Origin of the sequence: Nocardioides soli, from assembly GCF_014191495.1 — a bacterium.
GTDB classification, from domain to species: domain Bacteria; phylum Actinomycetota; class Actinomycetes; order Propionibacteriales; family Nocardioidaceae; genus Nocardioides; species Nocardioides soli.
Genome location: NZ_JACHWR010000003.1, coordinates 514,233 through 538,458, shown reverse-complemented (window position 1 = coordinate 538,458; position 24,226 = coordinate 514,233). Strand labels below are relative to the sequence as shown.

At 72.1% G+C, this 24,226-nt stretch carries 23 protein-coding genes and 1 tRNA gene; 3 read left to right on the top strand and 21 right to left on the bottom strand.

Annotated elements, in window-relative coordinates; all coding sequences use genetic code 11:
- Positions 1-295 precede the first annotated feature (295 nt).
- Together FHU40_RS21420 and FHU40_RS21415 are read left to right on the top strand one after the other, a co-directional pair.
- On the top strand, positions 296-829 hold the full coding sequence (locus FHU40_RS21420) for a DUF1990 domain-containing protein (RefSeq protein WP_183594369.1): 534 nt from the start codon (positions 296-298) through the stop codon (positions 827-829).
- A gap of 132 nt (positions 830-961) precedes the next feature.
- The gene (locus FHU40_RS21415; RefSeq protein WP_183594368.1) at positions 962-1,216 is read left to right on the top strand and encodes a hypothetical protein; all 255 of its coding nucleotides are present in this window, start codon (positions 962-964) and stop codon (positions 1,214-1,216) included.
- A gap of 431 nt (positions 1,217-1,647) precedes the next feature.
- Here FHU40_RS21415 and FHU40_RS21410 read toward each other — a convergent pair whose 3' ends face one another.
- Positions 1,648-2,304, bottom strand: coding sequence for a response regulator (locus FHU40_RS21410; protein ID WP_183594367.1), 657 nt, complete (start codon positions 2,302-2,304; stop codon positions 1,648-1,650).
- Positions 2,301-3,446 (bottom strand): histidine kinase, encoded by a 1,146-nt coding sequence (locus FHU40_RS29715; protein ID WP_183594366.1) that lies wholly within the window; start codon positions 3,444-3,446, stop codon positions 2,301-2,303. The genes FHU40_RS21410 and FHU40_RS29715 overlap by 4 nt, the downstream gene beginning before the upstream one ends.
- Positions 3,447-3,577: 131 nt before the next feature.
- Here FHU40_RS29715 and FHU40_RS21400 point away from each other — a divergent pair, with 131 nt between their 5' ends.
- A complete protein-coding gene (locus FHU40_RS21400) occupies positions 3,578-5,731 on the top strand; it encodes an MMPL family transporter (RefSeq protein ID WP_183594365.1) in 2,154 nt (717 codons plus the stop codon).
- Between the two features lie 331 nt (positions 5,732-6,062).
- Here FHU40_RS21400 and FHU40_RS21395 read toward each other — a convergent pair.
- The 19 genes from FHU40_RS21395 to FHU40_RS21305 form a co-directional block, all read right to left on the bottom strand.
- A tRNA-Pro gene (locus FHU40_RS21395) sits at positions 6,063-6,136 on the bottom strand.
- A gap of 128 nt (positions 6,137-6,264) precedes the next feature.
- On the bottom strand, positions 6,265-6,789 hold the full coding sequence (locus FHU40_RS21390) for a DinB family protein (RefSeq protein ID WP_183594364.1): 525 nt from the start codon (positions 6,787-6,789) through the stop codon (positions 6,265-6,267).
- 58 nt (positions 6,790-6,847) lie between these two features.
- Positions 6,848-8,212: a ribosome biogenesis GTPase Der gene (gene der / locus FHU40_RS21385; RefSeq protein ID WP_183594363.1), complete on the bottom strand. Its 1,365-nt coding sequence runs from the start codon at positions 8,210-8,212 to the stop codon at positions 6,848-6,850.
- Positions 8,209-8,970: a lysophospholipid acyltransferase family protein gene (locus FHU40_RS21380; RefSeq protein ID WP_183594362.1), complete on the bottom strand. Its 762-nt coding sequence runs from the start codon at positions 8,968-8,970 to the stop codon at positions 8,209-8,211. The genes der and FHU40_RS21380 overlap by 4 nt, the downstream gene beginning before the upstream one ends.
- A complete protein-coding gene (gene cmk / locus FHU40_RS21375) occupies positions 8,967-9,668 on the bottom strand; it encodes a (d)CMP kinase (RefSeq protein ID WP_343057972.1) in 702 nt (233 codons plus the stop codon). Before cmk ends, FHU40_RS21380 begins: the two co-directional genes overlap by 4 nt.
- An 11-nt stretch (positions 9,669-9,679) precedes the next feature.
- Positions 9,680-10,753: a prephenate dehydrogenase gene (locus FHU40_RS21370; RefSeq protein WP_183594361.1), complete on the bottom strand. Its 1,074-nt coding sequence runs from the start codon at positions 10,751-10,753 to the stop codon at positions 9,680-9,682.
- The gene (gene aroH, locus FHU40_RS21365; RefSeq protein WP_183594360.1) at positions 10,746-11,132 is read right to left on the bottom strand and encodes a chorismate mutase; all 387 of its coding nucleotides are present in this window, start codon (positions 11,130-11,132) and stop codon (positions 10,746-10,748) included. Before aroH ends, FHU40_RS21370 begins: the two co-directional genes overlap by 8 nt.
- 43 nt (positions 11,133-11,175) lie before the next feature.
- The gene (locus FHU40_RS21360) at positions 11,176-11,568 is read right to left on the bottom strand and encodes a VOC family protein (RefSeq protein WP_183594359.1); all 393 of its coding nucleotides are present in this window, start codon (positions 11,566-11,568) and stop codon (positions 11,176-11,178) included.
- A gap of 5 nt (positions 11,569-11,573) precedes the next feature.
- Positions 11,574-12,368, bottom strand: coding sequence for a helix-turn-helix domain-containing protein (locus FHU40_RS21355; RefSeq protein ID WP_183594358.1), 795 nt, complete (start codon positions 12,366-12,368; stop codon positions 11,574-11,576).
- Positions 12,369-12,787: 419 nt separating this feature from the next.
- Positions 12,788-13,546: a pseudouridine synthase gene (locus tag FHU40_RS21350; RefSeq protein WP_183594795.1), complete on the bottom strand. Its 759-nt coding sequence runs from the start codon at positions 13,544-13,546 to the stop codon at positions 12,788-12,790.
- Positions 13,546-14,313, bottom strand: a complete 768-nt coding sequence (gene scpB, locus FHU40_RS21345) for an SMC-Scp complex subunit ScpB (protein ID WP_183594357.1) — start codon at positions 14,311-14,313, stop codon at positions 13,546-13,548. Before scpB ends, FHU40_RS21350 begins: the two co-directional genes overlap by 1 nt.
- Positions 14,306-15,229: a segregation and condensation protein A gene (locus tag FHU40_RS21340; RefSeq protein WP_221200092.1), complete on the bottom strand. Its 924-nt coding sequence runs from the start codon at positions 15,227-15,229 to the stop codon at positions 14,306-14,308. Before FHU40_RS21340 ends, scpB begins: the two co-directional genes overlap by 8 nt.
- Positions 15,226-15,582: a hypothetical protein gene (locus tag FHU40_RS21335; RefSeq protein ID WP_183594356.1), complete on the bottom strand. Its 357-nt coding sequence runs from the start codon at positions 15,580-15,582 to the stop codon at positions 15,226-15,228. Before FHU40_RS21335 ends, FHU40_RS21340 begins: the two co-directional genes overlap by 4 nt.
- Entirely contained in the window at positions 15,567-16,457 is an 891-nt protein-coding gene (locus FHU40_RS21330) for a ParA family protein (protein WP_425490209.1), read from the bottom strand. The genes FHU40_RS21335 and FHU40_RS21330 overlap by 16 nt, the downstream gene beginning before the upstream one ends.
- A gap of 304 nt (positions 16,458-16,761) precedes the next feature.
- Entirely contained in the window at positions 16,762-17,073 is a 312-nt protein-coding gene (locus FHU40_RS21325) for a GNAT family N-acetyltransferase (RefSeq protein ID WP_183594354.1), read from the bottom strand.
- Positions 17,074-17,796: 723 nt separating this feature from the next.
- Complete coding sequence (locus tag FHU40_RS21320) at positions 17,797-18,942, bottom strand: zinc metalloprotease (protein ID WP_183594353.1); 1,146 nt, start codon at positions 18,940-18,942, stop codon at positions 17,797-17,799.
- Positions 18,943-19,055: 113 nt separating this feature from the next.
- Positions 19,056-20,654, bottom strand: coding sequence for an ATP-binding protein (locus tag FHU40_RS21315; protein WP_183594352.1), 1,599 nt, complete (start codon positions 20,652-20,654; stop codon positions 19,056-19,058).
- The gene (locus FHU40_RS21310) at positions 20,642-22,762 is read right to left on the bottom strand and encodes an SIR2 family protein (protein ID WP_183594351.1); all 2,121 of its coding nucleotides are present in this window, start codon (positions 22,760-22,762) and stop codon (positions 20,642-20,644) included. The genes FHU40_RS21315 and FHU40_RS21310 overlap by 13 nt, the downstream gene beginning before the upstream one ends.
- A 6-nt stretch (positions 22,763-22,768) precedes the next feature.
- Positions 22,769-24,190, bottom strand: coding sequence for a hypothetical protein (locus FHU40_RS21305; RefSeq protein ID WP_183594350.1), 1,422 nt, complete (start codon positions 24,188-24,190; stop codon positions 22,769-22,771).
- Positions 24,191-24,226 lie beyond the last annotated feature (36 nt).

The window sequence follows — 24,226 nt, the reverse complement described above, 5'->3', positions numbered from 1 at the left end:
GGGCGACGGGCGCTTCAGCACCGCCGATCGCACCTGAGGAGGGGCCTCAACCGTCGGAGCCGGTGAGGCAGACGACGTCGTGTCGGGCAGATCCCATGACCGCCACCGGGCAGGTTTCATGTCCGCCAGCGGGCAGTTTCGTGGCCGTCTCCGGGCAGAATTTCATGGCCGCCGACAATGGCACGGACTCACGGTGCATGGTGGTTGACGGGCGTCTGAAGCGCGTCTAGCAGCAGCGTTTGGAAACCCGGATCTGCCGACAGGTCGCGTCACTGTTGCGTGAGAGCATCTCGCCATGACGGGACGAGCCCTCCTCGACTCAGAGGCTGCGAAGCTCCGCGGGGCTCCATTCACCTACTCCGAGGTCGGATTGACCCGCGCTGTCGAACTGCCAGGCGGATACGGCGTCGTCCGGCGCAGCCGCGTAGCTGGCTTCGGGGCAGAGCGTTTCGAGGATGCCGCCCAAACTCTTCTCAGTTGGAACATGCATCGTCGCGCCGGACTGACTGTGCGGCCGTCCGACGCGCCGGTCGTCGAGGGCTCAGTCGCCATCGTCCGAGTGGGGGCGAGCCGTTTCGGGTTGGACGCCCCGGTGAGGGTGGTCTACGTCATCGACGAATCCCACCGGAAGGGTTTCGCCTACGGCACTCTTCCCGGGCATCCCGAACGGGGCGAGGAAGCGTTCGTCGTAGAACTTCGCGACAACGGCGCAGTGGCCTTCACCATCACGGCCTTCTCCCGTCCGGCCACGCTACTCGCGCGGCTCGGCGGTCCGGTGACTCGCGTGATCCAGTCCCGCGTCACGAACCGGTACTTGAAGGCGGTCTGACGAGTCCCGGCTCCGACCGCTCATCCCGCGATCCGTGCGCTCTGGGCAGAGTCTTTCCGCCGCGAGCCGGCGTCGCGCGAAGTCCGCGGATCTGCCCTATGAGCTCTCACCTCTGAACGTACGATCGCCCGCATGTGGAACCGAGCCCGCGGCCGACTGTCGAAGGCGGGTGGAATCGTTCTGGCTCTGGGCTGGCTTGGTGTCGCAGTGGCCATTGCGACAGGTCCCCTCGACCTTGAGCCTCGGCACAGCAACCTTTGGGTGGTAGTGCTGATCTTCCTCGCACCGTTCGCGGTGCTCGTGCTCGTGCTCGTCACGGAACTGGTCCACGGCATCAAGAACGGACCGCAGGCGCCGTCGCCACACGCGAGATCACCGGTGACCTAGGCACCTCGTGCACGCGGCAACCCGCGAGCCAGGGACCCGAGACCAGATTCCCGGCGCCGTGGCCTTGATCCCACGCGGCTTCGTGAGCGCGTCTTTCGCCTCTTGGCGGACGCGACGATTCACCCGGACCTGCCGATGAACGCCCGCGCTGGCTGTCGTCGGCATCATCGCGATCGCCGCCGTCTGAACGGCATCATGCCTCGGTGACCGCGGATGGCTGGACGTGGCCGTCCGTGCTCGGAGCCCTGGCCGGCCGAGTCGGCGCCGACGTACCTCAGCTGGAGACCAACCGCTACGTCGCCGGCGAGGCGATCGACGCGGGCCGCGGCGGCGAGGTCTCAGCGCGCTCGCCGCAACCATCGTGTGAGTCGCACCTGACGCATCTGTGCCGATTCGCCGAACCGCGACATCTACGTCGGGTACGACGCGCGTCAGTCGTCGACGCGGCCGGTCTCGTAGGCCCACATCGCGACCTCGACCCGGTTCCGGACGCCGAGCTTGGCCATCAGGCTTGCGAGGTGCGTCTTCACGGTGCTCAGGCTGATGTGCAGCTCGCGGGCGATCTCGGCGTTCGTGCGGCCGCGGGCGACGGTGAGCAGCACCTCCTCCTCGCGCTCGGTCAGCGGGTCGACCGGCTGGGCGGGCCGCGCGCGGCGGTCGGTGCCGGCGAACGTCGAGAGCAGCCGCCGGGTGATGCTCGGCGAGATCAGCGAGTCGCCGCGGGCGGCGGCACGCACGGCCTCCCCCAGCAGCTCGGGTCCGGCATCTTTCAGCAGGAAGCCGAGCGCACCGGCGCGCAGCGCGCCGTGGACGTACTCGTCCAGGTCGAACGTCGTGATCACCACGACCGCGACCGGGTCCGCGACGCCCGGACCGGCCAACCGTCGCGTCGCCTCGACGCCGTCGAGCAGCGGCATCCGGATGTCCATGAGCACGACGTCGGGCCGCAGCTCGCGGCCGAGCCGCACCGCCTCCTCGCCGTCCGCTGCCTCGGCCACGACCTCGATCCCGTCGAGGGTGCCGAGGATCAGCCGCAGGCCGGTGCGCACCAGGTCCTGGTCGTCGGCGACCAGGACCCGGATCGTCACCGGGCCACCTCACGCGGCAGCGTCGCGTCCACCGACCAGCCGCGGTCGGGAGCCGGTCCGGCGAGGCAGGTGCCGCCGAGCAGCGTCGCCCGCTCGACCATGCCGGTGACCCCGAAGCCCGGGTCGTACGCCGCGGCGCTCACGGGGTCGCCGTCGTCGCGGACCTGGAGGTGCACGGTCGCGCCGTTCGCCTCGACGCGCACGGCGACCCGGGTCGCGTTGCGGGCGTGTCGCAGTGCGTTGGTGACGGCCTCGCGGGCGATCCGGAAGACGGCCGCGTCGACCGCCGGCGCCAGCCGGTCGACGTCGCCCGACACGGAGACATCGACCTGCGGCCCGGCCGGTGTCCGGACGACGAGCCGGTCCAGGTCGGCGACGCCGGCCCGCGGCGCGTAGTCGGCGGGCTCCTGGTTGCGCAGCATCCGCACCATGGCGCGGAGCTCGCCGAGGGTGCGCGACGCCTCGACCTCGATCACCTCGAGCGCCTCCACGGGGGCGGCCGGGTTGCTCGCCGCGAGCGCCCGCCCGGCCTGCGCCCGGATCGCGATCGCGGACACGTGGTGGGCGACGGTGTCGTGCAGCTCGCGGGCGATCTGGACCCGCTCCTCCGCCTTGGCCTGCTCCAGCTTCCGCTCGCGTGCGCCGTGCTGCGTGCGCACCAGGCGGGCCAGCACCATCGCGGTGACCAGGACCGCCGTACCGCCGAAGAGATCGCCCAACCCGGTCCAGCTGATCACGAACCCGAGCGCGGCCGCGATCGCGATGAACACCTCGCCGACCACGACCTCGCGTCCGGACGCCCAGCGGACCAGCGCGTAGGGCAGCACCAGGAAGTAGACCTGCGTGTACATGTCCGTCGGAGGTGAGTCGGCCGCGAGCAGCACAGCGTCCATCGCGGCGGACACCCCGAAGGCGAACGCGACCGCGGCCAGCGGGTGAGTACGCCGCCAGAGCAGCGTCGGTGCGACCGCGAGCACGATCACCGGACCGAGCACCCGGTGGTCCATGTCTTCGCGCAACAGCCCCTCGAGCAGCGCGCCCACGACCACCACTGCGAGCAGCGCCCAGTCGCGCCAGACCCGGGCCGGCGGAGGTGGCGTCGCGCGGGGCTCCTCCCAGAAGGAGCGCACGTGGTTGGTCACCGCTTCAGCCTAGGGACTCCGCGCCCCGAGCAGACCCGCCGAAAGGCTGAGGCGCGCTCGGCAATTGGGCCGACCCCGCCGCGGCCGGATGCCCGATGTGGCCGACCGGCGCACGCATCGACGGTGGAGGCATGTCGCAGACACTCGCCCGGCTGGGCCGCCTCGCCGCCCGCCGTCCCTGGATCGTCATCGGCGCCTGGGTGCTGGCCGCCGTCCTCGTCACCGCCATGTCCGCCGCCTGGGGTCGCACCCTGGAGGACCCGTTCGACGCACCGGGCCTGGACTCCAGCGACGCCACCGTACTGCTCGAGCGCGCCGGCGCCGGCGAGCAGGGGCTGGGCGCCGACGTCGTCGTCACCCCCGCCGATCCCGCCGGGGTCGAACGGGTCCGGCAGGCGGTCACCGGACTGCCGAACGTGCTCGGCACCACCGTCGCGGCCAGCGGCGACGTGGCGCTGGTGCGCGTGCAATACCCGGAGCGGTCCGCGCTCGGGCCGCCCGACCTGAGCAGGCTGGACTCCGCCCTCGACGACCTCCGGGCTGCCACGGACCTGCGGATCGAGAGCGGCGGCGACCTCTACTTCGCCTTCGACGACTCCGGAGGCGGCCTCGGCGAGGGGCTCGGCCTCCTGATCGCGATCATCGTGCTGTTCGTGGCGTTCGGCTCGCTGGTGGCGGTCGGGCTGCCGATCGGCACTGCGCTGCTCGGGCTCGCCGTGGGCGCCGGCTCGCTATCGCTCGTCGCGCACGCCGTGGACGTGCCCGCCTGGTCGGTCGTCATCGGGTCGATGGTCGGCCTCGGCGTCGGCATCGACTACTCGCTCTTCGTGCTCACCCGCTACCGCGAGCTGCTCGCGGACGGCCGGAGCGTCGAGGACGCGGTCGGTGGGTCGCTGGCCACCGCCGGCCGCTCGGTCGTCTTCGCCGGCGGCACCGTCGTGGTCGCGATCCTCGGCCTGGCTGTCGCCCGGATCCCCTTCATCACCGCCGGCGGCATCGGCATCGCGATCGTGGTGCTGGTGATGGTCCTCTCGGCTCTCACCCTGCTGCCCGCGTTGCTCGGCCTGGCCGGCCACCGGGTCAACGGCCGCCGCGCGCTGCGCGCCGCCCGGACGACCGCCCGCTGGCACCGCTGGGGCAGGCACGTCGGCCGCCACGCCACGGCGTACGCGCTGGGCTCGACAGCGATGCTGCTCGCGCTGGCCGCCCCGGTCACCGCCCTGACCCTCGGCTTCCCGGACCAGGGCACGATGCCGCAGTCGACGACCGAGCGCCGTGCCTACGACTTGGTCGCCGACAGCTTCGGCCCCGGCGCCAACGGGCCGATCGTCGTCGCCGTCGACCTCGCCGGCGACGCGGGCCTGGTCGGCCCGCTGAGCACCGCCGTCGCCGCCGACCCGGGGATCGCCGCGGTCGCGCCGCCCGAGATCGCAGACGGCGTCGCGGTCCTGGTCGCCCAGCCGACGACCTCGCCACAGTCGGCCGAGACCCGTGCCACCATCGACCGGCTCCGCTCCGAGGTGCTGCCGTCGGTCGTCGGGGGCACCGGCGCGTCCGCGCACGTCGGCGGCCAGGTCGCGGTGATGGCCGACCTCGGGCACCGCATCCAGGAGCGGCTGCCCGCGTTCATCACCGTGGTCGTGCTGCTATCCGTCCTGCTGCTGCTCGTGATGTTCCGGTCGGTGCTCGTCCCGCTCAAGGCGGCGGTGCTGAACCTGCTCAGCGTCGGTGCGGCGTACGGCGTCCTGGTGATGGTCTTCCAGTGGGGCTGGGGCGGGTCGCTGATCGGGCTGGAGTCGACGGTACCGATCCTGTCGTTCATCCCGCTCTTCATGTTCGCGATCCTCTTCGGCCTCTCGATGGACTACGAGGTCTTCCTGCTCTCGAGGATCCGCGAGGAGTACGACGCGACGGGCGACAACGACGCCGCGGTCGCCCGCGGCCTGGCCGGCACCGCCCGAGTCATCAGCTGCGCCGCGCTGATCATGGTCGCCGTCTTCGGCGGCTTCGTGCTCGCGCCGGACCCGCTGATCAAGATGATGGGCCTCGGCCTCGCCACCGCGATCGCCGTCGATGCCACCGTCGTCCGCCTGGTGCTGGTGCCAGCCACGATGACACTGCTCGGCCGCGCGAACTGGTGGCTGCCCGCCTGGCTCGGCCAACTGCTCCCCGGCCGGCCGCGGGATCTGCAACCCGCCCTGGCGGGGGACGCCGCCCCGGGCGAGCACGTCGCCGACGAGGAGTTCCACGCCTTGGAGAACCTGAGGCCGCGTGCCGGCGCGTAGCCGAGCCTGCCGAGACAGGCCTAGGCATGAGTCCGCTCCAACCGTCACTTGGATCCCTGCGTGCCGGTGAGGGCGGCCGGCCCCCTCCCCTGCCTCATTCCGCCAAGTGGCCCGTCCGTGTCTGTTGGTTCGGTGGGTTCCCGGCGCACCGTCGGGTGGGCCATCTGCGCCGACGTCGGGGGGCGTCATGGCGGACCAGGTTCACGCGGGTCAGGGGCTCAGTACGCGAGGCAGGGATACAGATGTGAGGCAGCGACCGCTGCCTGGCTCGCCGCAAGACAGAAACCGGCCCTGGCTCAGCGTCTCCGCTGGTCAGAGCCGGTTTCTTCGGTCGGGCTGACAGGATTTGAACCTGCGACCCCTTGACCCCCAGTCAAGTGCGCTACCAAGCTGCGCCACAGCCCGAACGGTCGCCACCTTGTGAGCAGCGAGCCGCGTGAACACTACCGCAGCCCGGCCGGTTCCCCGGAATCGGGTCGCGCTACGGAGAGGCGCCCGGCGCGCTCCGGGCAGCACGACCCCGGCGGGGCCGGTCAGCCCATCGACTTCTGCCCATCGATGGTCTCGCGGAGGATGTCGGCGTGGCCGGCGTGCTGGGCGGTCTCGACCGCGATGTGGGCGAACGCGCGCCGGGCCGACCAGCTCGCGCCCGGCTCGAACCACGGCGCCTCGGGCAGCGGGTAGCGCCGGTCGAGGTCCACGGTCTCGACCAGCCGGTCGGTCTCGCCGGCCACCACGTCGTACGCCGCCAGCAGGCCCTCCAGGGTCTCGCCGTCGAGCATCCGGAAGCCGTTCTGGTGCTCGATGATGAACGCCGGCGGGTTCGACCAGTCGATGTTCGCCCAGTCCACGTCGGGCTGCGCGGCGGGGCCGTGCGCCACGAAGTCGGCCCAGGTCTTCTCGGTCGCGGTGACGTGCTTGATCAGGCCGCCGAGGCAGAGCTCGCTGACGGTCGGCCGGCTGGCGGCCTGCTCGTCGGTGAGGCCCTGGACGGTGAACCGGAAGAGCTCGCGGTGCTTTCGGAGCAGGTCGAGGAGGTCGGCGCGTTCGGTGGTCATGCCTCGACTCTAGGAACCGATCAGGCCGGTTGCTGTCCTCAATCCGGGTGGATCTGGGCTACCGCTTGCGCTTCTCGCGCGGCCGCTGCTGGAGCACGATCGGGGTGCCGACGAAGCCGAACTCCTCGCGCAGCCGACGCTCGATGAACCGCTCGTACGCCGCGTCGAGCTTGCCGCTCGTGAAGAGGATGAACGTCGGCGGCGCGGTCGTCGCCTGGGTGCCGAAGAGGATCTTCGGCTGCTTGCCGCCGCGCACCGGGTGCGGATGCTCGGCGACCAGCCGGCCCAGGAAGCCGTTCAGCGCGCCGGTGGAGATCCGGGTCTCCCAGCCCTCCAGCGCCTTGTCGAGCGCCGGGACCAGCCGGTCGACGTGCCAGCCGGTGCGCGCGGTGACGTTGATCCGCGGCGCCCACTGCACCTGCACCAGCTCGCGCTCGATCTCCCGCTCCAGGTAGTAGCGGCGCTCCTCGTCGACGAGGTCCCACTTGTTGAAGGCGATCACCAGCGCCCGGCCGGCCTCGCGGACGGTCTGCAGGATGCGCACGTCCTGCTCGGAGATCGACTGGTCGGCGTCCAGCACCAGCACCGCCACCTCCGCGCGGTCGATCGCGGTCGAGGTGCGCAGCGACGCGTAGTACTCGTGGCCGGAGGCCTCCTTGACCCGCTTGCGCAGGCCGGCGGTGTCGATGAAGCGCCAGGTGCGGCCACCGAGCTCGATCAGCTCGTCGACGGGGTCGACGGTGGTGCCGGCGACGTTGTCGACGACGACGCGCTCCTCCCCCGCGAGCCTGTTGAGCAGCGACGACTTGCCGACGTTCGGCTTGCCCACGATCGCCACCCGCCGCGGGCCGCCGACCTCGGGCTCGCGCTCCGGCGGCGGCTCCGGCAGGGCCGCGAGTACGGCGTCGAGCAGGTCGCCCGAGCCGCGGCCGTGCAGCGCGGAGACGGGGTAGGGCTCACCGAGCCCGAGGTTCCACAGGCCGTACGCCTCGGCCTCGGTCCGCTGGTCGTCGACCTTGTTGGCGGCCAGCACGACCGGCTTGCCGGACTTGCGGAGGATCCGCACGACCGCCTCGTCGGAGTCGGTGATCCCGACGGTCGCGTCGACGACGAAGAGCACGGCGTCGGCCAGGCTGACGGCGACCTCGGCCTGGGCGGCGATCCGCTCGGCGAGGCCGCGGGCGTCGGGGTCCCAGCCGCCGGTGTCGACGACCGTGAACGCGCGGCCGGCCCAGTCGGCGTCGTACGAGACGCGGTCGCGGGTCACGCCCGGGACGTCCTCGACGACGGCCTCGCGGCGGCCGATGATCCGGTTCACCAGCGTCGACTTGCCGACGTTGGGGCGCCCCACGACGGCGAGGACGGGGACGGGGCCGCTGTTCTCGGGCTGCCCCTCGGCGGCGGCAGGCTCGAGCTCGGTCATGGTGCTCCTTCGTCGGTGACCCCGGTCGGTGGGTCTGGATCTACGTCGGTCGGCGGCAGCGGACCCGGGAGCTCCCTCCCGGTCGACGCGCGCGCCCGGTCCAGCTGGACCAGCATGTGCTCACGGAGCAACAACGACGCCTTCTCCACTTGTTCCCGGGTGCGCGGCCACGGGGCGGCGTCGGTGTGCCACACCTCGCCGAAGACCATGTCGACGGTCGCTCCCCGTGCCGGGAGCGAGCCGCTGGTGCCGCCCGGCTCGCGGCTCCCGAGCATGATGACTGGTACGACGGGCGCGCCCGACACCAGCGCCAGGTAGGCCGCGCCGCGGTGGAACCGCTCGAGGTCGCCCGCGCCGCGGCTGCCCTCCGGGTAGATACCGATCGCGCGGCCGCTGCGCAGCGCGCGGACGCAGGTCTTCACCGCGCGCGGGTCGGTGTGGAAGCGGTCCAGCGGGATCTGCCCCGAGGCCCACAGGAAGCGGCCGAGCAGGCCGCGGAACATCTCGATCTTGGTGAGCGCGTGCACCGGCCGGGGCGCGAAGATCGCGAGCAGCGGCCCGTCGATGACGCCGACGTGGTTGGAGGCGAAGATCACCGGACCGGTCGCGGGGACGTGCGACCGGTGGTTGACACGCACGGTGTAGCGGCGCCGGATCACCCAGCGCGCGAGCGGCCGCAGGGAGTGCAGCAGGTAGCGCGGCGCGCCCTTGACCCGGTCGCTGCGCGGCGGGGCCAGGTGGGCGCGCTGGGTACTCATTGCGGGGTCCCCGCAGACTCGACCAGCGACACGACCAGGCCGATGACCTCCTCGAGCGTGGCCGACGTGGTGTCGATGTGGACGGCGCCGTCGGCCTGCACGAGCGGGGCCGCGGCCCGGCCGGAGTCGATGCGGTCGCGGGCGAGCAGCGACGCGCGGGTGGCCGCGACGTCGGCGCCGCCCTGCTCGGCGGCCCGTCGCGCGGCCCGGGCGGCCGGGTCGGCACTCAGGTAGACCTTGACCGGCGCGTCGGGTGCGACGACCGACCCGATGTCGCGGCCCTCGACCACGATGCCGCCGCGGTCGGTCTCGGCCGCGATGACGGCGCGCTGGAGCGCCAGCAGCCGGGCCCGCACCTCGGGAACCGCGCTGACCGGCGACACGGCCGCGTTGACCTCGTCGCTGCGGATGGCGACCTCGACGTCCGTGCCGTCGACGGTGATCGTGGGGCCGAGCGGATCGGTGCCCGACACGATCTCGGGCTCGCCGCAGCGCGCGGCGACCGCGGCCGGGTCGTGCACGTCGACGCCGCGCTCGAGCATCCACCAGGTCATCGCGCGGAACATCGCGCCGGTGTCGAGGTAGCGCAGGCCCAGCCGGTCGGCGACCCCGCGCGAGGTGCTCGACTTGCCGGACCCCGAGGTGCCGTCGACGGCGACGACCAGGCCGGCAGGAGCGGTGCGTGCGGAGCTGTTCACGGGGCCGCAGCCTACCGGTGCGTCAGCCAGCCGCGGGATTCGAGCGACGCGAGCAGGTGGTCGGCGCGGGACTCGTCGACGATCAGCTCCACGAGGCCGACCTGGCGGCCGAGGTCGTGGTCGATGCGCACGTCCTCGATGTTGACCTCCGCCTCGCCGGCCGCCAGGAACAGCCGCGCGAGCACGCCGGGCTCGTCCGGCACGGAGACGAAGACCGAGGCCGTGGGCCGCACCGGGCCGCCGTGCTTGCCGGGGATCGCGAGGGTGCCGGCCACCCCCTGCTGAAGTACGGCGGCGAGGGCGTCGCCGTCGGCGGCCGCGATCGCCCCGATCAGGGCGTCGAGCTCGCCGCGGACCTCGCCGAGCAGCCCGAGGACGGCGGCGGCGTTCGCGGCGACGATCTGGCCGTAGAGCTGCGGGCTGCCCGCAGCCACCCGGGTGACGTCGCGGACCCCCTGCCCGGAGAGCCGGAGGTGGTCGGCGGGAGCGTCGGCGAGCCGGCCGGCCGCCAGCGACGCGAGCAGGTGCGGCACGTGGGAGGTGCGGGCCACCGCCCGGTCGTGGTCCTCGGGGCTGAGCCGGACGACGACGCCGGCACACAGCCCGACCAGCTCCTCGACCAGCCCGACCGCGTCGGGATCGGCGTCAGGATGCGCCGCGATCGCCCACGGGCGGCCCTCGAACAGGTCGGCGGTGGCGGCGAGGGGGCCGGACCGCTCACTGCCGGCCATCGGGTGGCCGCCGACGTAGCGACGGACCCGCGGATGGTCGTGCACCGCCGCGAGCGGACCGGTCTTGACGCTGCCGACGTCGGTGACGACCGCGTCCCCGGCGTCGAGCGCGGCCGCGATCGACGCGCCCAGGTGGTCCGGGGGGACGGCGACGACGACCAGCTGGGGTCGATCTCCGTCCGCGCGCGGGCGGCCGGCACCGAGGGCGGAGGCCGTGCGGACGTGGTCGGCCGAGACGTCGGTGAGCAGTACCTCGATGCCGGCGCGGCGGCAGGCGAGCGCCACCGAGGTGCCGAGCAGGCCGGTGCCGATCACCTCGACCGGGCCGGTCAGCTCCCGCCGGCCCTCACTCATCGTCGGGGACCGCCCGGACCCGGGTCAGGTCGCGCCGCAGCGCGGCGGCGCCGTGCAGGTAGACGTGCGTGATGTCCGACCGGGGCAGATCGGTCTCGACGTGCGCCATCATCCGCACCACCCGCGGCATCGAGCCCTCGATCTCCAGCTCGCGCGCGCAGATCAGCGGGATCTCGCCGAACCCGAGCCGTCGCGCGGCGTACGCCGGGAACTCCGAGTGCAGGTCCGACGTCGCGGTGAAGATCACCGAGATGAAGTCGTCGACCTCGAGACCGTTGGACTCCATCACGTCGGTGACCATCTCGGCCACCCGCTCGAGCATGTGGTCCCGCACGTCGTCCTCGAGCTGGGTCGCCCCTCGCACTGCCCTCACTGCCACGCCTAGACCCTAACGAGAGTCGCGGTGGCCGCGTGCGGCAGTCTCAGGACGGCTGGTAGCTGCCGAACGACCAGTGGTTGCCCTCGGGGTCCTCGACGCTGCCGCCGCGGCCCCCGTAGTCCTGGTCGACCATCTCGCGGAGCACCGTCGCGCCGGCGTCGACCGCGCGCTGGAAGACGGCGTCGGGGTCGTCGGTGACGAGGTACGCCGCCGAGCCGCCGACGTTCGTAACGGCGCCGTCGGGGCGCTGGCTGCCGAACATGATCCCGCCGCCGCCCGGCCACAGCCACTCGGCGTGCACGACGACGGTCGGGTCGGCCTCGTCGCGGTACGTCGCGTGCTCGGTGAACCCGACGGCGCCCAGCCACGCGATCATCGCGTCGGCGTCGCGGAAGGACATCGTGTGCCAGAGCCGGACCTCTGCTGCATCGCTCATGACGCTCACTCTCCCCCGTCACCGGGGTGGAGGTCTTGAAGGAACGGGAACTCCTCGCGCAGCCACGTGGTCGGCGGGCACCCGGCCAGCGCCACCCACTCGCGGGTGAGGTGGGTCTGGTCTGCGTACCCGCACCGCTGCGCGGCCTCGGCCAGCGGCACTCGCCCGAGGATCGCGCGGGAGCGCTCGAACCGGCCCAGCCGGCGTACCTGCTGCGGCGTCAGGCCGCACTCGCCGCGCACCAGCGTGCTCAGGTGCCGGCGGCTGTAGCCGACGTCGGCGGCGACCTCCTGCACCGTGGCGCCGCGGGTCAGCCGGGCGAGCGCGCGGCCGACCTCGGGCCGCGGTGCGGCGTCGGTCAGCTCGCGCAGCAGTGCCTGCTCGACGATCGCGGTGCGCTCGGCGGGGCGAACCGCGGCCAGCCGCTCCGGCAGGTGCCGCAGGGCGGCGACCCGGTCGACCTCGTCGAGCTCGACCAGCGCCCCGACCAGCTCGGCGGCCGGCATCCCGAACAGCGCCCGCGCGCCGGCCGTCGTCAGCGCCAGCTGGACCCCGGCCTGGTAGCCGTCGTGGTGGATCTCGGCCGGGTGTGCGTGCAGTCCCGACAGCGTCGACCAGCGCCGGCCGCGGCTCTCGGCGTCGCCCGCCCACCCCACGTCGAGCGGCTCGCCGACCGGCAGCACGAACGTGAGCGTCGTGCCGGGCAGCCCCCGGTGCACCCCGGGCCCGCCGAGGTCGACGTCGTACGCCGTCAGCGAGGCGACGTACGGCGCGAGGGCCGGATGGATCGCGGCGTCCACGTGACCACGGTAGCGGTGGTTTCGAGGCTCGTCGCTAGCGCTCCTCGCACCTCAACCACCGACGACGGACCCCGGTGGTTGAGGAGGTTGCGCTAGCAACCGTCTCGAAACCACGCACCAACACGACCCAGCCCCGACCCGGACAGGTGGTTTCGAGACAGGCGCCAGCGCGCCTTCCTCAACCACCATGACCGATCACGGTCCGACGACGGTGGTTGAGGAGGTTGCGCCAGCAACCGTCTCGAAACCACCAACACGACCCAGCCCCCGGCCCAGACAGGTGGTTTCGAGACAGGCGCCAGCGCGCCTTCCTCAACCACCGTAGACGCGCCTTCCTCAACCACCATGACCGATCACGGTCCGACCCGGTGGTTGAGGAGGTTGCGCTAGCAACCGTCTCGAAACCACCCCGCCCACCATCAGAGCTGGGCGCGGTCGAGCAGGTCGCCGAGCTCCGTCCGACTCAGCGCCCGCATCTCCCCCACCGGCAGTCGGCCGAGCGTGACCGGGCCGATGGCGGTGCGGGTGAGTCGACGCACCGGGTGTCCCACGTGGTCGAGCAGGCGGCGCACGATCCGGTTGCGCCCCTCGTGGATGACCAGCTCGACGATCGACCGCGCCGGCGACGCCTCGACGATCCGGGCCTTCCGCACGGTCACCGGCCCGTCGTCGAGCGTCACTCCCTCGAGCAGCTGCTTGACGATCCGGCGGTAGACCTCGCCCTCGACCTCGGCGACGTAGGTCTTGTCGACCTCGTAGGACGGGTGCGCCATCCGGTGCGCGAAGTCACCGTCGTTGGTGAGCAGGATCAGGCCGGAGGTGTCGGTGTCGAGGCGGCCGACGTGGAAGAGCCGCTCCGGGCGGTCGGCGACCAGGTCGCCGAGCGTCCTGCGGCCCTCGGGGTCGGACATCGTCGAGACCACGCCCCGGGGCTTGTTCAGCACCAGGTAGACCTTCTCGGAGATCGGCGGCAGCCGCTTGCCGGCCACCCGGATCACCGCGGTGCGCGGGTCGACCTTGGTGCCGAGCCGGGTGACGATCTCGCCGTCGACCTCCACCTGCCCGTCGAGCATCAGCTCCTCGCACTTGCGCCGGGAGGCGACGCCCGACTGGGCGAGCAGCTTCTGCAGCCGGATCAGGCCCTCGTCGTCGGTCTCGATCGTGGGATGGTCGGCGATCACGTCGGCTCGGTTCCGCCGTCGGGCTCGGTGCCGTCGCCGCTGTGCGGCGAGTGCGGGTGCGCGGGCGCGACCGGCCCGGGTTCCGGCGCCGGCTCGGGCTCGGGCTCGGGCTCGGGCTCCGACGCCACCGGCGTCGGCGCGACCATCTCGGCCAGCTCGTCCTCGAGGTCCTCCATGTCCGGGAGGTACGGCGCGAGCTCGGGCAGGTCGTCGAGCGAGGTGATGCCGATCCGCTCGAGGAAGTAGCTGGTCGTCCGGTAGAGGTTCGCGCCGGTCTCGTGGTCCTGCCCCGCCTCCTCGACCAGGCCGCGGGTCAGCAGCGTGCGCATCACGCCGTCGACGTTCACCCCGCGGATCGCCGAGACCCGCGCCCGCGACACCGGCTGCTTGTACGCCACCACGGCGAGCGTCTCCAGGGCGGCCTGCGTCAGCCGGGCCTGCTGCCCCTCGAGCACGTAGCCCTCGACGACCGCGGCGTACTCGTCGCGGGTGTAGTAGCGCCAGCCGCCGCCGACGTTGCGCAGCTCGAAGCCGCGGCCCTGCTCGGTGTACTCCGCCGCCAGCTCGTCGAGAGCCGCGGTGACGGCGTCGACCGGGTAGCCCACCGCGGTGGCCAGGGTCATCGTCTCCATCGGCTGGTCGGCGACCATCAGCAGCGCCTCGAGCGAGGGACGCAGCGCGGCCACCGGCACCGCGATCTGCTCCTCGACATGCTCCGCCGGGGCCTCCACCTCGGTCTCGGTCTCGACCTCGGTGTCACTCATCGCCGTCATCTCCCTCGTCTGCCGCACCCTCTGTCGCATCCGCTGCCGACTCGTCCACCTCGTCGGGCGGCGCCCCGTCGAACTCGTCGGTGACCAGCTCGTCGACGGAGGTGTCGTCGTCTCCCGTCCACCGTACGGTGAGCTCGCCCAGGGGCGTGAGCTGCTCGAAGCCCACCGCCCCCTCGCGGAACAGCTCGAGCAGCGAGAGGAACCGCGCCACCGTCGTCAGCTTGTCGGGCGAGTCGCCGCAGAGCGCCCGGAAGGTCATCGCACCGCTGCGCCGCAGCCGCTCGACCACGAGCGCGGCCTGCTCCCGCACACTCACCTTCGCGGCGTGGATGTGGTGCAGCGTGAGCTCCAGCACGGGCTTCGGCTCCAGCGCCTTCGCCGCGAGCTGGGCGAACTGGTCGAGGCCGATGCCGATCAGCACCTCGGGCAGCAGGCCCGCGTAGCGCTCCTCGAGCCCCACCGACCGCGGGTGCCGCCGCGACTCGGCGGCCAGCCGCTCCTCGAGCACGGTGGCGACCTGCTTGAACGCCTTGTACTGCAGCAGCCGCGCGAAGAGCAGGTCGCGGGCCTCCAGCAGCGCGAGGTCCTCCTCGTCCTCGACGTCGCCCTGCGGCAGCAGCCGCGCCGCCTTGAGGTCGAGCAGGGTCGAGGCGACCAGCAGGAACGACGTCGTCTGCTCGAGGTCCCAGCTCGACCCCATCGCCTTGACGTGCGCGATGAACTCGTCGGTGACCTTGGACAGCGAGACCTCGGTGATGTCGAGCTTGTGCTTCGCGATCAGGCTGAGCAGCAGGTCGAAGGGGCCCTCGAAGTTGTCGAGGCGCACCTCGAAGGCCGGCGCGCCCTCCCCCGTGGCCGAGGACACAGCGGCGACGGCTCCGTCGGAGTGCTGGAGGTCGGCGGTCATTCCTCGGTCAATCGTCGCACCAGGGCACTGTCGTCGCCGTTCGCCTCGAAGTCGGCGAGCGCCATCGCGATCGCCTCCCGCACGAGCCGCCCGCGATCGACGGCCAGGCCGTGGGACCGACGCAGCACGAGCCGGGCGTGCTCGAGGTCGAGCAGCTCGTCGGAGGTGACGTACACCGTCATCTTCTCGTCGTGACGCACCCGGCCGCTCGGCTTGCGCGGGCGCTTCGCCGCGGCCTCGGGAGCCGCCGGCCCGGTCGCGACCTCCGGCTCGGCGGCCGCGGGCGGCTCCGCGGCGGGAGCGGTACGCCGGAAGAGATCGTCGGCGGCGGGCAGGCTCACGCGTCTGGCCACCGAGCCAGCACCTCCTTGGCCAGCTGGCGGTAGGCGTCGGCACCCGAGGACGACGAGGCGTACGTCGTGATCGGCTCGCCGGCGACCGTGGAGTCGGAGAACTTCACGGTCCGGCGGATCACGGTGTGGAAGACGGTGTCTCCCCAGGCCTGCACCAGGCGCTCCATCACCTCGCGGCTGTGCAGGGTGCGGCCGTCGTACATGGTGCCGAGCACGCCGTCGATCTCGAGCTTGGGGTTGAGCCGCTCGCGCACCTTGTCGATCGTGGTCTTCAGCAGCGCGACGCCGCGCAGCGCGAAGTACTCGCACTCCAGCGGCACGATCACGCCGTCGGAGGCGGTGAGCGCGTTCACGGTGAGCAGGCCGAGGGACGGCTGGCAGTCGATGAGGATGACGTCGTAGTGCTCCAGGGCCGGCGCGAGCACCCGCTGCAGGGTCTGCTCGCGGGCGACCTCGTGGACCAGCTGCACCTCGGCGGCCGAGAGGTCGATGTTCGACGGCAGCAGGTCCATGCCCTCGACGCCGGTCTTGACGACCACCTCGGAGACCTCTACGTCCCGCTCCATGAGCAGGTTGTAGATGGTCAGCTCCATCTCGTGGGGGTTGAGGCCCAGCCCGACCGAGAGAGAGCCCTGCGGGTCGAAGTCGACGAGCAGCACCTTGCGGCCGTACTCCGCCAGCGACGCGCCGAGGTTGATGGTGGTCGTCGTCTTGCCGACCCCGCCCTTCTGGTTGCACATCGAGATCACCCGGGCGTGCCCGTGGCTGGTCAGCGGGCGCGGCTCCGGCAGGTCGGGCAGCGGCCGGCCGGTCGGGCCGAGGACGGGCTCCGGGGTGGCCGGGCGCTCGAACGGCAGGGGGTCGGACACGGGCAGCTCATCTCGCGGGTCGGGGGAAGGGACGGGCGTGCGGACCAGGGGTGGCATCTCGCCGGCTGCGCCGGAGGGGGGAACCGATCCGCCAGCGGTGCCACCTGCGTTCATCCGACGCTCCTCCCCGACTTGTCGACACGGCGACTTGTGGTCGACACCGGGCGAGCCTAGAACCGCCCTCGGACAGCGACAACAGCGGGGCGGAAACCCCCAAGCCCACGGGGAAATCTGTTGATGGACTGTGTACGGGCCCCTCGGGCGATGCACAGGTGCCGGGGTTCCTGTGCACAGCCCTGTGGAGGAAGCGTCAGTCCTGCGTGCTGCCACTCCGGGCGCCGTAGACCAGGTCGACGTACTCCCGGTGCTTGCCGATCCAGCCCTTGATGAACGGGCACAGCGGCAGCACCTGGCGCGAGCCCTCGGCGCGCACGTCGTCGAGGGCGAAGCGCGCGAGCGCCGAGCCGACACCCCGGCCCTCGAACCGCCGGTCCACCTCGGTGTGGGTGAAGGTCACCAGCTGGTCGGTGAGCAGGTACTCGGCGAACCCGGCCAGCTCACCGTCGATGTGTGCCTCGTAGCGGCTCCGGTCGGGGTTGTGGGTGGTCTGCACGTCGGACATGCACCCAGCCTACGGACCCGGGCTCGACACGGTTCCGGGCCGACCGGCTCGGAACGGTCCGATCGCGGCCGCGTGCGGTGGTCTCGAGGCTCAGGCGCCACCGCGCCTTCACACCTCAACCACCGACTGCTCGACCACGATATGTCCCGAACGCAGGTCGGCGTCCGCTTGGACGACGAAGCTCCCGCCCGGACGATGAAGGTCCGTCGTCCCAGGAGGAGTTTCGTCGGCCGGCCGACGAAACTCCTCCGTCGCCGCTGCCCCAGGGTCAACACCAGCCACAGGTTCACCAAGGGATGACGGTCAGACCACGCCTCCCCCGGCGAGTTGAGCCAGGGAAGCGCAACGTCGGCCTCATCCCGTGATGAACCCCCGCCCCCGCGCACCGGGACGGTGGTTTCGAGGCTCGGGCCTGGCGGCCCTCACACCTCAACCACCGTGAGGGCGAGGCCAAGCGGACCGACCACAGGTCGACGTCCTCCCGATAGGCGCCGAAATCGTCCGGAGACAGCGGGGTCAAGGGCGGCGAAGCCGCCGCAGGGAACCCTTGACCCCGCTGACGGAGGACGAACACTGGCGCCGCCGGGAGGACGCCGACACTCCCCCAGCGCGGGATAGGTTTCGAGGCCTGGCGGCCCTCACACCTCAACCACCGTGCGAGGCGGTGCTTTCGAGGCTCAGGCGCCACCGCGCCTTCACACCTCAACCACCGTGCCCGACCGCTCAGGACAGACACCCCGAGCCGCTACCGATCCGGGTCATGCCGGTCAGGTCGCCGGCACCGAACCTGGCGTTCCTCGCGGTGGCGGCGCCGTACATGAGCTGGGTCGGGGTCACGGCATGGCCGAGTCCGAGCGCGTGCAGGATCTCGTGCTGCATGATCTGGCCCCAGCCGCTGCCGTCGAAGCCAGGGGCGATCGGCATCCCGGGCTCGGCGTCGAGCACCAGGTAGCCGAGGACCATCCGCCACCGGACGTCCGCGTCGAGGGTGCTCCGGCCGGTGCCGCCGCCGACGCCGACGACGGTGCCCGACAGCTTCGGGAACTGGGCGGCGGTCGCCCAGGAGACGACCAGGTCGACGCTCGCCCCGGTGATGTCGGCGTCGGCGCCGCGGTAGCCGGCGGCGGTCCGCCCCGCGTACTGGAACTGCAGGCCGGAGGCGGCGGAGATCCGTGCGTACGCGCGGACGACGTCGGCGAACGCGCCGTCGTAGGTCTGCTGGTCCGGATTGTAGGCCCAGCGGACCGGCGCGCACGGGTTCCACCGCGAGCCCTCGTCGAAGAGGTAGCTCCAGTCGCTCGCCGGCGGCGCCGGCTGGTAGTCGGCCGGCAGCGGCTCCGGAGCGACCATGGTGCCGGGCGCGAGCGTCTCCCAGGCCCCGGCGTCGACGGCCGTGGCCGTCATCGTCACCCGCACCGTGCGGCTGCGGACCTTCGCCCGACCCCGGGAGGCCGGTGCCTCGGCACGGAACGTGCGGGTCGTCGCGGCGTTCCCGGCCGCGACCCGGAAGGCGAACGCCCCGGACCGGGACGAGTTGGTGCGCGCGACCTGCTTCCACCGGCCGCCGACGCGCTCGAGCAGGTGCACCGGCCGCGGGCGGGCGCGCTTGCCGGCCGCGCTCCGGACCAGCGTGGTGACCACGTCGCCGCGCAGCCGGACCCGGCTGCCGGTGCTCGCCGAGCCGGGCCCGGTCAGCACGATCGGGGCGCTCGCGCGCATCCGGACGACGTCGGACGTTCGGACGCTGGTCGTCGGCCGGTCCGCCTCGCTCGCCGGCCCACCCGCGGCGACCAGCAGGCCGCCGAGCACCGCAAGTGCCGCGACCACGGCCGATGGGCGGCGTCGGCGGGCGTCGGAGGTCAGGGGCATGCGGCGGCTCCGGTTCGAGGCGGTCCGGATGTTTGTACCAGTCGGATCGGCCACCCGACCGCCGAATCTGAGTGCTCGGCCGCGCCGGAGTCGTCGAGCCGAGCCATGGGCCGTCAGCGCAGCTGCCAGATCAGCAGCACGACGAGCACGACCACGACCACCGCCAGCAGCCCCGTGAGGACGTAGAGCCGGCGCGTGACCCGCCTCGTTCTCAGGTACTCGGCCGAGAACTCCAGCTGGTAGAGCCTCAGGTATTCGGCGGCGAGGTCCCACTGCTGGTTGGCGTCCTGCGGCTGGACCTTCTCCTGTGCGGCCGTCTCCGACGCGGCGATGAACTCCCGCTCGTGCGGGTAGGCGTCGTGCTCGTGCGCCGTCAGCCAGGCCGCGCCGGCGACGATCCGCTCGGGCGGCAGCAGCAGCTCGGGCCGCTTGTCGTCGGCCCACGACCTCGCCTCCGTCGGGATGATCTCCAGGTCCTGCCTCCGGCGCCACCGCCGGTTGTCGTCCCGGACCGGGTTGAGGAACCGGTCGTGCACCAGCTCCCACCACTGCCGGTGGAGCCGGGTCTCGGACCTGATGATGTGCCGTGCCTCGAGAGTGGCCAGGCACCGCTCCGTGCGCTTGCCGCCGTCGCCCGGGCCACGGTCGGCCTGGTTGCGCCAGCCCTGCTCGGTGATCAGGTGCGCCTCGAACCAGTCACGGATGATCCGCTCGGGTATCCGACTGCGCCGCACCGCCTCCTCGACGCAGTCGTGGTAATGGCTGGCGAGGGCGCGGTCGACATGCTGGAGCAGGTCACCGAGGTCCTCGAGCTCGATGACCTTGCGCCCCTCCCGCACCGGATCCAGCTTCCGCCAGAGCTTCAGCAGCACGGTCTGGAGGATGACGCCCTCGACGTACGGGCTCGGTTGAGGCTGCGGAGGACTGCCGGGGCTCTGCACGAGGATCGTGCACAGGTTGTCGAGGATGCGGTCGGCCGCCTCGGCGGTGAACGTGACGCCGTACAGGCGCTCGGTGGGCTTCATGATCGCCTCGCGAGCCGCCGGTCGCTCGAGGAGGCCGAGGCGGTAGCGGACCGCGAGCTCCCCGGGCACCAGGTAGGAGACGGTCTCGAGCTCGCCGAGCAGGTCCTCGCGCATCACGAACAAGGTCCAGATCGGCTGGGCGTCCAGGAGGTCGCCGAGGTCGGAGAAGAACTGGATCCGGCCGTCCACGTCGGTCGGGTCGAGGGTGAACACCTCCTCGAACTGGTCGAGGATCAGCACCAGCGGTTCGGAGGTCCCGCCGTCTCCGGACGTCTGGTAGGCGTCCTTCAGGTACCGCGCGAGACTCATGCCCGCCAGCTGCTCGCTGGTCATCTGCCGCTTCGTCCCGCGCGCGCTCTCGAGCGACTCCATGATGCTGTAGGCGTAGCGGCCGGCGACGGCCGGCTTCCCCAACGGCTGCAGGTTCACCCGCACCGGCGGGAGGGGGCTGAACCGCTGCCGCTTCAGCACCCGCAACAGGCCGTCCTCCGCCTGGATGAGCGAGGTCTTGCCCGCTCCGGACGGCGAGTGCAGGACGACGATGCGCTCGGCGACGAGGAGATCGCTCAGCTCAAGCAGCTCTCGATCGCGCCCGTAGAGCTTGTCACCGTGCCCGAAGGCCCTCGGCCCGACGTACGGGTTCGTGCTGGGCTTGGACGACGCGAAGGTCGGTCTCAGCTGGACCATTGGCTCCTCAGCTCCGTGAGCAGCTCGGACGGCGTGCCCCAGCGCACCGCGAAGTGCGTCGCCGTGCTGCTGTAGTACTGCTCCAGGTAGTCCTGCACGGCGTCGGCCTCGATGACGTCGCTCTCGGGGGTGACCTGCACGGCGATGTGGGCGAGCGTCCGCAGCCGGGGCGTGGCCCCACCCATCGTGAAGATGCTCCGGAACAGCACCCGGAAGTCCCAGTCGTCGAGGCCGAAGCCCATCATCAGCAGGTTGTTGTTGGTCAGCTTGCTCTGCAGGCCCTTGAGGACCTGGCTCTTCGCCGTGGTCCAGGTGGTGAGGTACTTGAAGTAGTCGTCCTCGGTGAGCACCATCGAGTCCGGGTCGTCGAAGCCCCCGAAGAGGCGGACGACGGTGGGGGCGCCCGGGTCCGGCCGGCTGTTGCTCCGGTTGGTGACCCGGCCCCCGTCCCACGGGAAGTCGACGATGTTGGGGGGCCGGTGCGCGTCGGCGAGAGCGTCCTCCAGCAGGGTCGTGAAGCTGGTGGTGAAGTAGATGGGGAACGGCAGGTCGGCCAGGATCGCGTACGGGTCCTCGGGATCCTGGCTGCGTTGACGTCTCCCGATCTGGCTGATCAGGCGGTTCAACCTGGGCCCCTTGGCCACCTGACCGGGCGCCTGTTCGTCGGCCTCGCGGATGTCCGCCTCGGTGAGGCCGCCGTCCTCGAGGACCCGTTCGGTGAGGTACCTGACCAGCACCGAACGCGGATAGCGGGCGTCGTGGGCCACGGCGAGGTACTGGCTGACCCTGGCGAGGTCGTTGCTGGACCCCGGCGTGATCGGCACCTGCAGGCGGGCCGCGATGCCCCGCGCGATCTGCTGTCGGTCGGGGAAGAACCCGGTGCTGAGCCGCGGACCGATGATCGGCGTGCACATGCTGTCGTGCATGGCGTCGACGAACACCTGCATGCTCGGCGCGCTCCCGGGGGTGAGGTACCCGGGCGAGTACCAGATCATCCCGGCCCGCAGCCTCGTGAGCAGGACCGGGGCCCACCAGTCCCAGCGCTCCCTGACGGCCGTCCTCGCGTCGAGCATCGCCTGGTAGATCGACCCGGTCTGCTGCAGCGTCGTGAAGAACATCGGCATGAAGGCCTCGACGGTCGGCACCGTCGCCCGGCCGTGCATCCCGATCACGGTGGAGATGCCCGCGCCGCTCAGCATCGGGCCGAGCGCGACGGCCGACTCGCCCATGCTCGTCGCCTCCGGGTCGGCCGCCGAGGCGGCGGTCTCGCACGACGACAGCACGACGAGCGTCGGCGGGCGGTCGAGTGCCGTCATCGCCTCGGCGAACAGCCCGCCCGCCACCGGCGCGACTCCCCCCGACTCCGAGTCGAGGTAGAGCACCGGGCCCTGCTCGTGCAGCGCGCCGTGGGCGATCAGGTAGACGATGTCGTAGCCGTGGCCCTGGCGGTCGGCGTCCCTGAGCAGCGCGGTGATGCCGTCGAGGGTCGCCTTGCCGCGCTGACACAGCACCGTGGTCGCGATGGGCTGCAGGCACCGCTCCGCCCGGCTCGCCTCCTCCTGGGAGTTGATCGGCTGCAGGGGACGGCCCCCGCCGCCGAACTCGCCGTACCGTGCCAGCTCGGACGGCTCCGGGTCGGCGGCCACGACGAGGGCCCGCAGGTCGCCCTTGGTCCGCAGTGAGACGGTGCGGTGCGCGCTCGGGTTGACGAACCGCGTGAACGTCATCCGGGGCTGCAGCGCGATCGGCTTGCCGTCCCGCGGGTCGAGCAGCAGCTCCCAGCGCACGGTGTGGTATTCGGCCGGGGCGAGCCGGTCGAGCATCAGCCGCACGTGCAGCAGGATCCCCGCGTCCGCTGCGAAGGTCGCCATCTCGATGAAGATGTCGCGCAGCTTGGGGATCGCGAACAGCTGCTGGCTGAGCGATACGGCGTAGGCGTCGAGCTCGGGGACCAACGCCTGCAGGGTGACGAGGTCGAGCCGGAACGGCTTGTGCGGCAGCTCGAAGAAGCGGACCTCGTCGGAGGTCGAGGCATGGAGCGTCACGTCGAACGCGGCCTGTTCGGCACTCCACGACAGTCCGATCTGGAACTCCGCTGCGTGCTTCATGCCGGCTCACCGTCTCCGGGCGCGGACGGCGGGATCGCCGACGATCGTGTAGTTGCGGGCGTCGTTGTTGGCGGTCCACAGGCTCGCCAGCTCGAAGTCGTCGGGGATCCTGCCGAAGTTGCGGATGTCGTCGATCTCGGAGGTCAGGTCCGCCGACAGCTCGGCGTACCTCTGGTTGAAGTACTCCATGGCCGCGCCGACGGGGTAGCCGTCGAGCAGGTCCATCAGCGCGCTCCGAAACACCTCCAGCTGCCGCTGGCCCCGCCACTGGAACGAGCACCCCCACGCCAGGTCGACGTGCCCGACGAAGGCGAGCACCCCGCCGCTCTCATGGGCCAGCAGCCGCTGGGGCAGCCGGGCGACGAACGGCCGCTCGGCGATCGCGACCGGGTCCGTGAACGCCCGGCGCGTGAAGTCGTCCATGAGCGGCGTGCCGGCCCCGAAGCAGGCGAAGCTCAGGACGACGGAGCCATGGACGGCGGTGCCGTCGACGATGTCGGCGCCGCTGAGGTAGACGTCGTCGGTGAGCGCGCCGTCGGCGGCGCGCGGACCTGGCCACTCCTGGCAGACGAGCGCGCCGTTGTCGGACTCCTGGCGGTCGTCGCCGAGCGGGAACGCGACGCCGTGGCTGGCCGTGAACACGACGTCGGGCGCCGACCCCGCCGTGAGCACGTCGATCAGGCCCGCCTTCGAGGCGGCCGCTCCGACGTGGGCCTCCACCGTCAGCTCGGAGGACTGGGCCGCGAGCGCGGCAGCGAGCGGTACGACCAGCTCCTCGGTGCTCAGTCGCGTGGCCGCGTCATCGGGGTTGGTCGGGCTCCACAGCGTGATCCGTGGCGGCGCGGCCGGCTCGCCGGCGGCCTCGGCGGCCACGACGGCCCGCGCGTAGGCGGCGTACTCCCCCGGTGTGTCGAAGCAGATCCTCCCGACCGCGTAGGCGACGTCGAGCTGGTACTGGAAGGAGAAGGGGACGGTGTCGGGTTGCCCGACGATCAGCAGGTAGTAGGGCACGCCGTTCGCCGGATTGGCCGGTCCCGGCCCCACGCCGAACCTGCCCAGGAACTGCTGCTTGGACTCACCGCGGCGGTAGGCGTGCTCGCCCACGAACTCCCGGTAGAAGTCCGGGTGTCCTCCGGAGGTGACCTGCTCGCAACGCAGCCGCCGCAACGGCTCGAGGGCGTCGAGCACCGCCGGCGCCAGATCGGCCGCGGCGATCAGGCCCCACCCGGCCTCCTCGAAGCGAGTGGGATCGATGCCCTGGGCCACCCCGTAGGTCTGCTCGGTGCGCAGCCGATGCCACCATCGCAGCTCGCGGACCTCGGGCGTGTCGATCGGCTCGCCGATCGCCACCCCCGCCAGCTGGTCCGCACTCAGGGCCGGGTGCAGGTAGCCACCGGTGGCGCCGTCGAGCCCGTTGGCCTGGAACATCGGCCCGACTCGGTCTCGATCACCCGGCACCATGAC

Excerpts from the sequence above, each read along its gene's own strand:
- FHU40_RS21420 (WP_183594369.1), top strand. The coding sequence starts at position 296 with ATGACGGGACGAGCCCTCCTCGACTCAGAGGCTGCGAAGCTCCGCGGG.
- FHU40_RS21415 (WP_183594368.1), top strand. The coding sequence starts at position 962 with ATGTGGAACCGAGCCCGCGGCCGACTGTCGAAGGCGGGTGGAATCGTT.
- FHU40_RS21400 (WP_183594365.1), top strand. The coding sequence starts at position 3,578 with ATGTCGCAGACACTCGCCCGGCTGGGCCGCCTCGCCGCCCGCCGTCCC.
- FHU40_RS21390 (WP_183594364.1), bottom strand. The coding sequence starts at position 6,789 with ATGACCACCGAACGCGCCGACCTCCTCGACCTGCTCCGAAAGCACCGC.
- der (WP_183594363.1), bottom strand. The coding sequence starts at position 8,212 with ATGACCGAGCTCGAGCCTGCCGCCGCCGAGGGGCAGCCCGAGAACAGC.
- FHU40_RS21380 (WP_183594362.1), bottom strand. The coding sequence starts at position 8,970 with ATGAGTACCCAGCGCGCCCACCTGGCCCCGCCGCGCAGCGACCGGGTC.
- FHU40_RS21370 (WP_183594361.1), bottom strand. The coding sequence starts at position 10,753 with ATGAGTGAGGGCCGGCGGGAGCTGACCGGCCCGGTCGAGGTGATCGGC.
- FHU40_RS21360 (WP_183594359.1), bottom strand. The coding sequence starts at position 11,568 with ATGAGCGATGCAGCAGAGGTCCGGCTCTGGCACACGATGTCCTTCCGC.
- scpB (WP_183594357.1), bottom strand. The coding sequence starts at position 14,313 with ATGAGTGACACCGAGGTCGAGACCGAGACCGAGGTGGAGGCCCCGGCG.
- FHU40_RS21340 (WP_221200092.1), bottom strand. The coding sequence starts at position 15,229 with ATGACCGCCGACCTCCAGCACTCCGACGGAGCCGTCGCCGCTGTGTCC.
- FHU40_RS21325 (WP_183594354.1), bottom strand. The coding sequence starts at position 17,073 with ATGTCCGACGTGCAGACCACCCACAACCCCGACCGGAGCCGCTACGAG.
- FHU40_RS21320 (WP_183594353.1), bottom strand. The coding sequence starts at position 18,942 with ATGCCCCTGACCTCCGACGCCCGCCGACGCCGCCCATCGGCCGTGGTC.
- FHU40_RS21315 (WP_183594352.1), bottom strand. The coding sequence starts at position 20,654 with ATGGTCCAGCTGAGACCGACCTTCGCGTCGTCCAAGCCCAGCACGAAC.
- FHU40_RS21310 (WP_183594351.1), bottom strand. The coding sequence starts at position 22,762 with ATGAAGCACGCAGCGGAGTTCCAGATCGGACTGTCGTGGAGTGCCGAA.
- FHU40_RS21305 (WP_183594350.1), bottom strand. The coding sequence starts at position 24,190 with ATGTTCCAGGCCAACGGGCTCGACGGCGCCACCGGTGGCTACCTGCAC.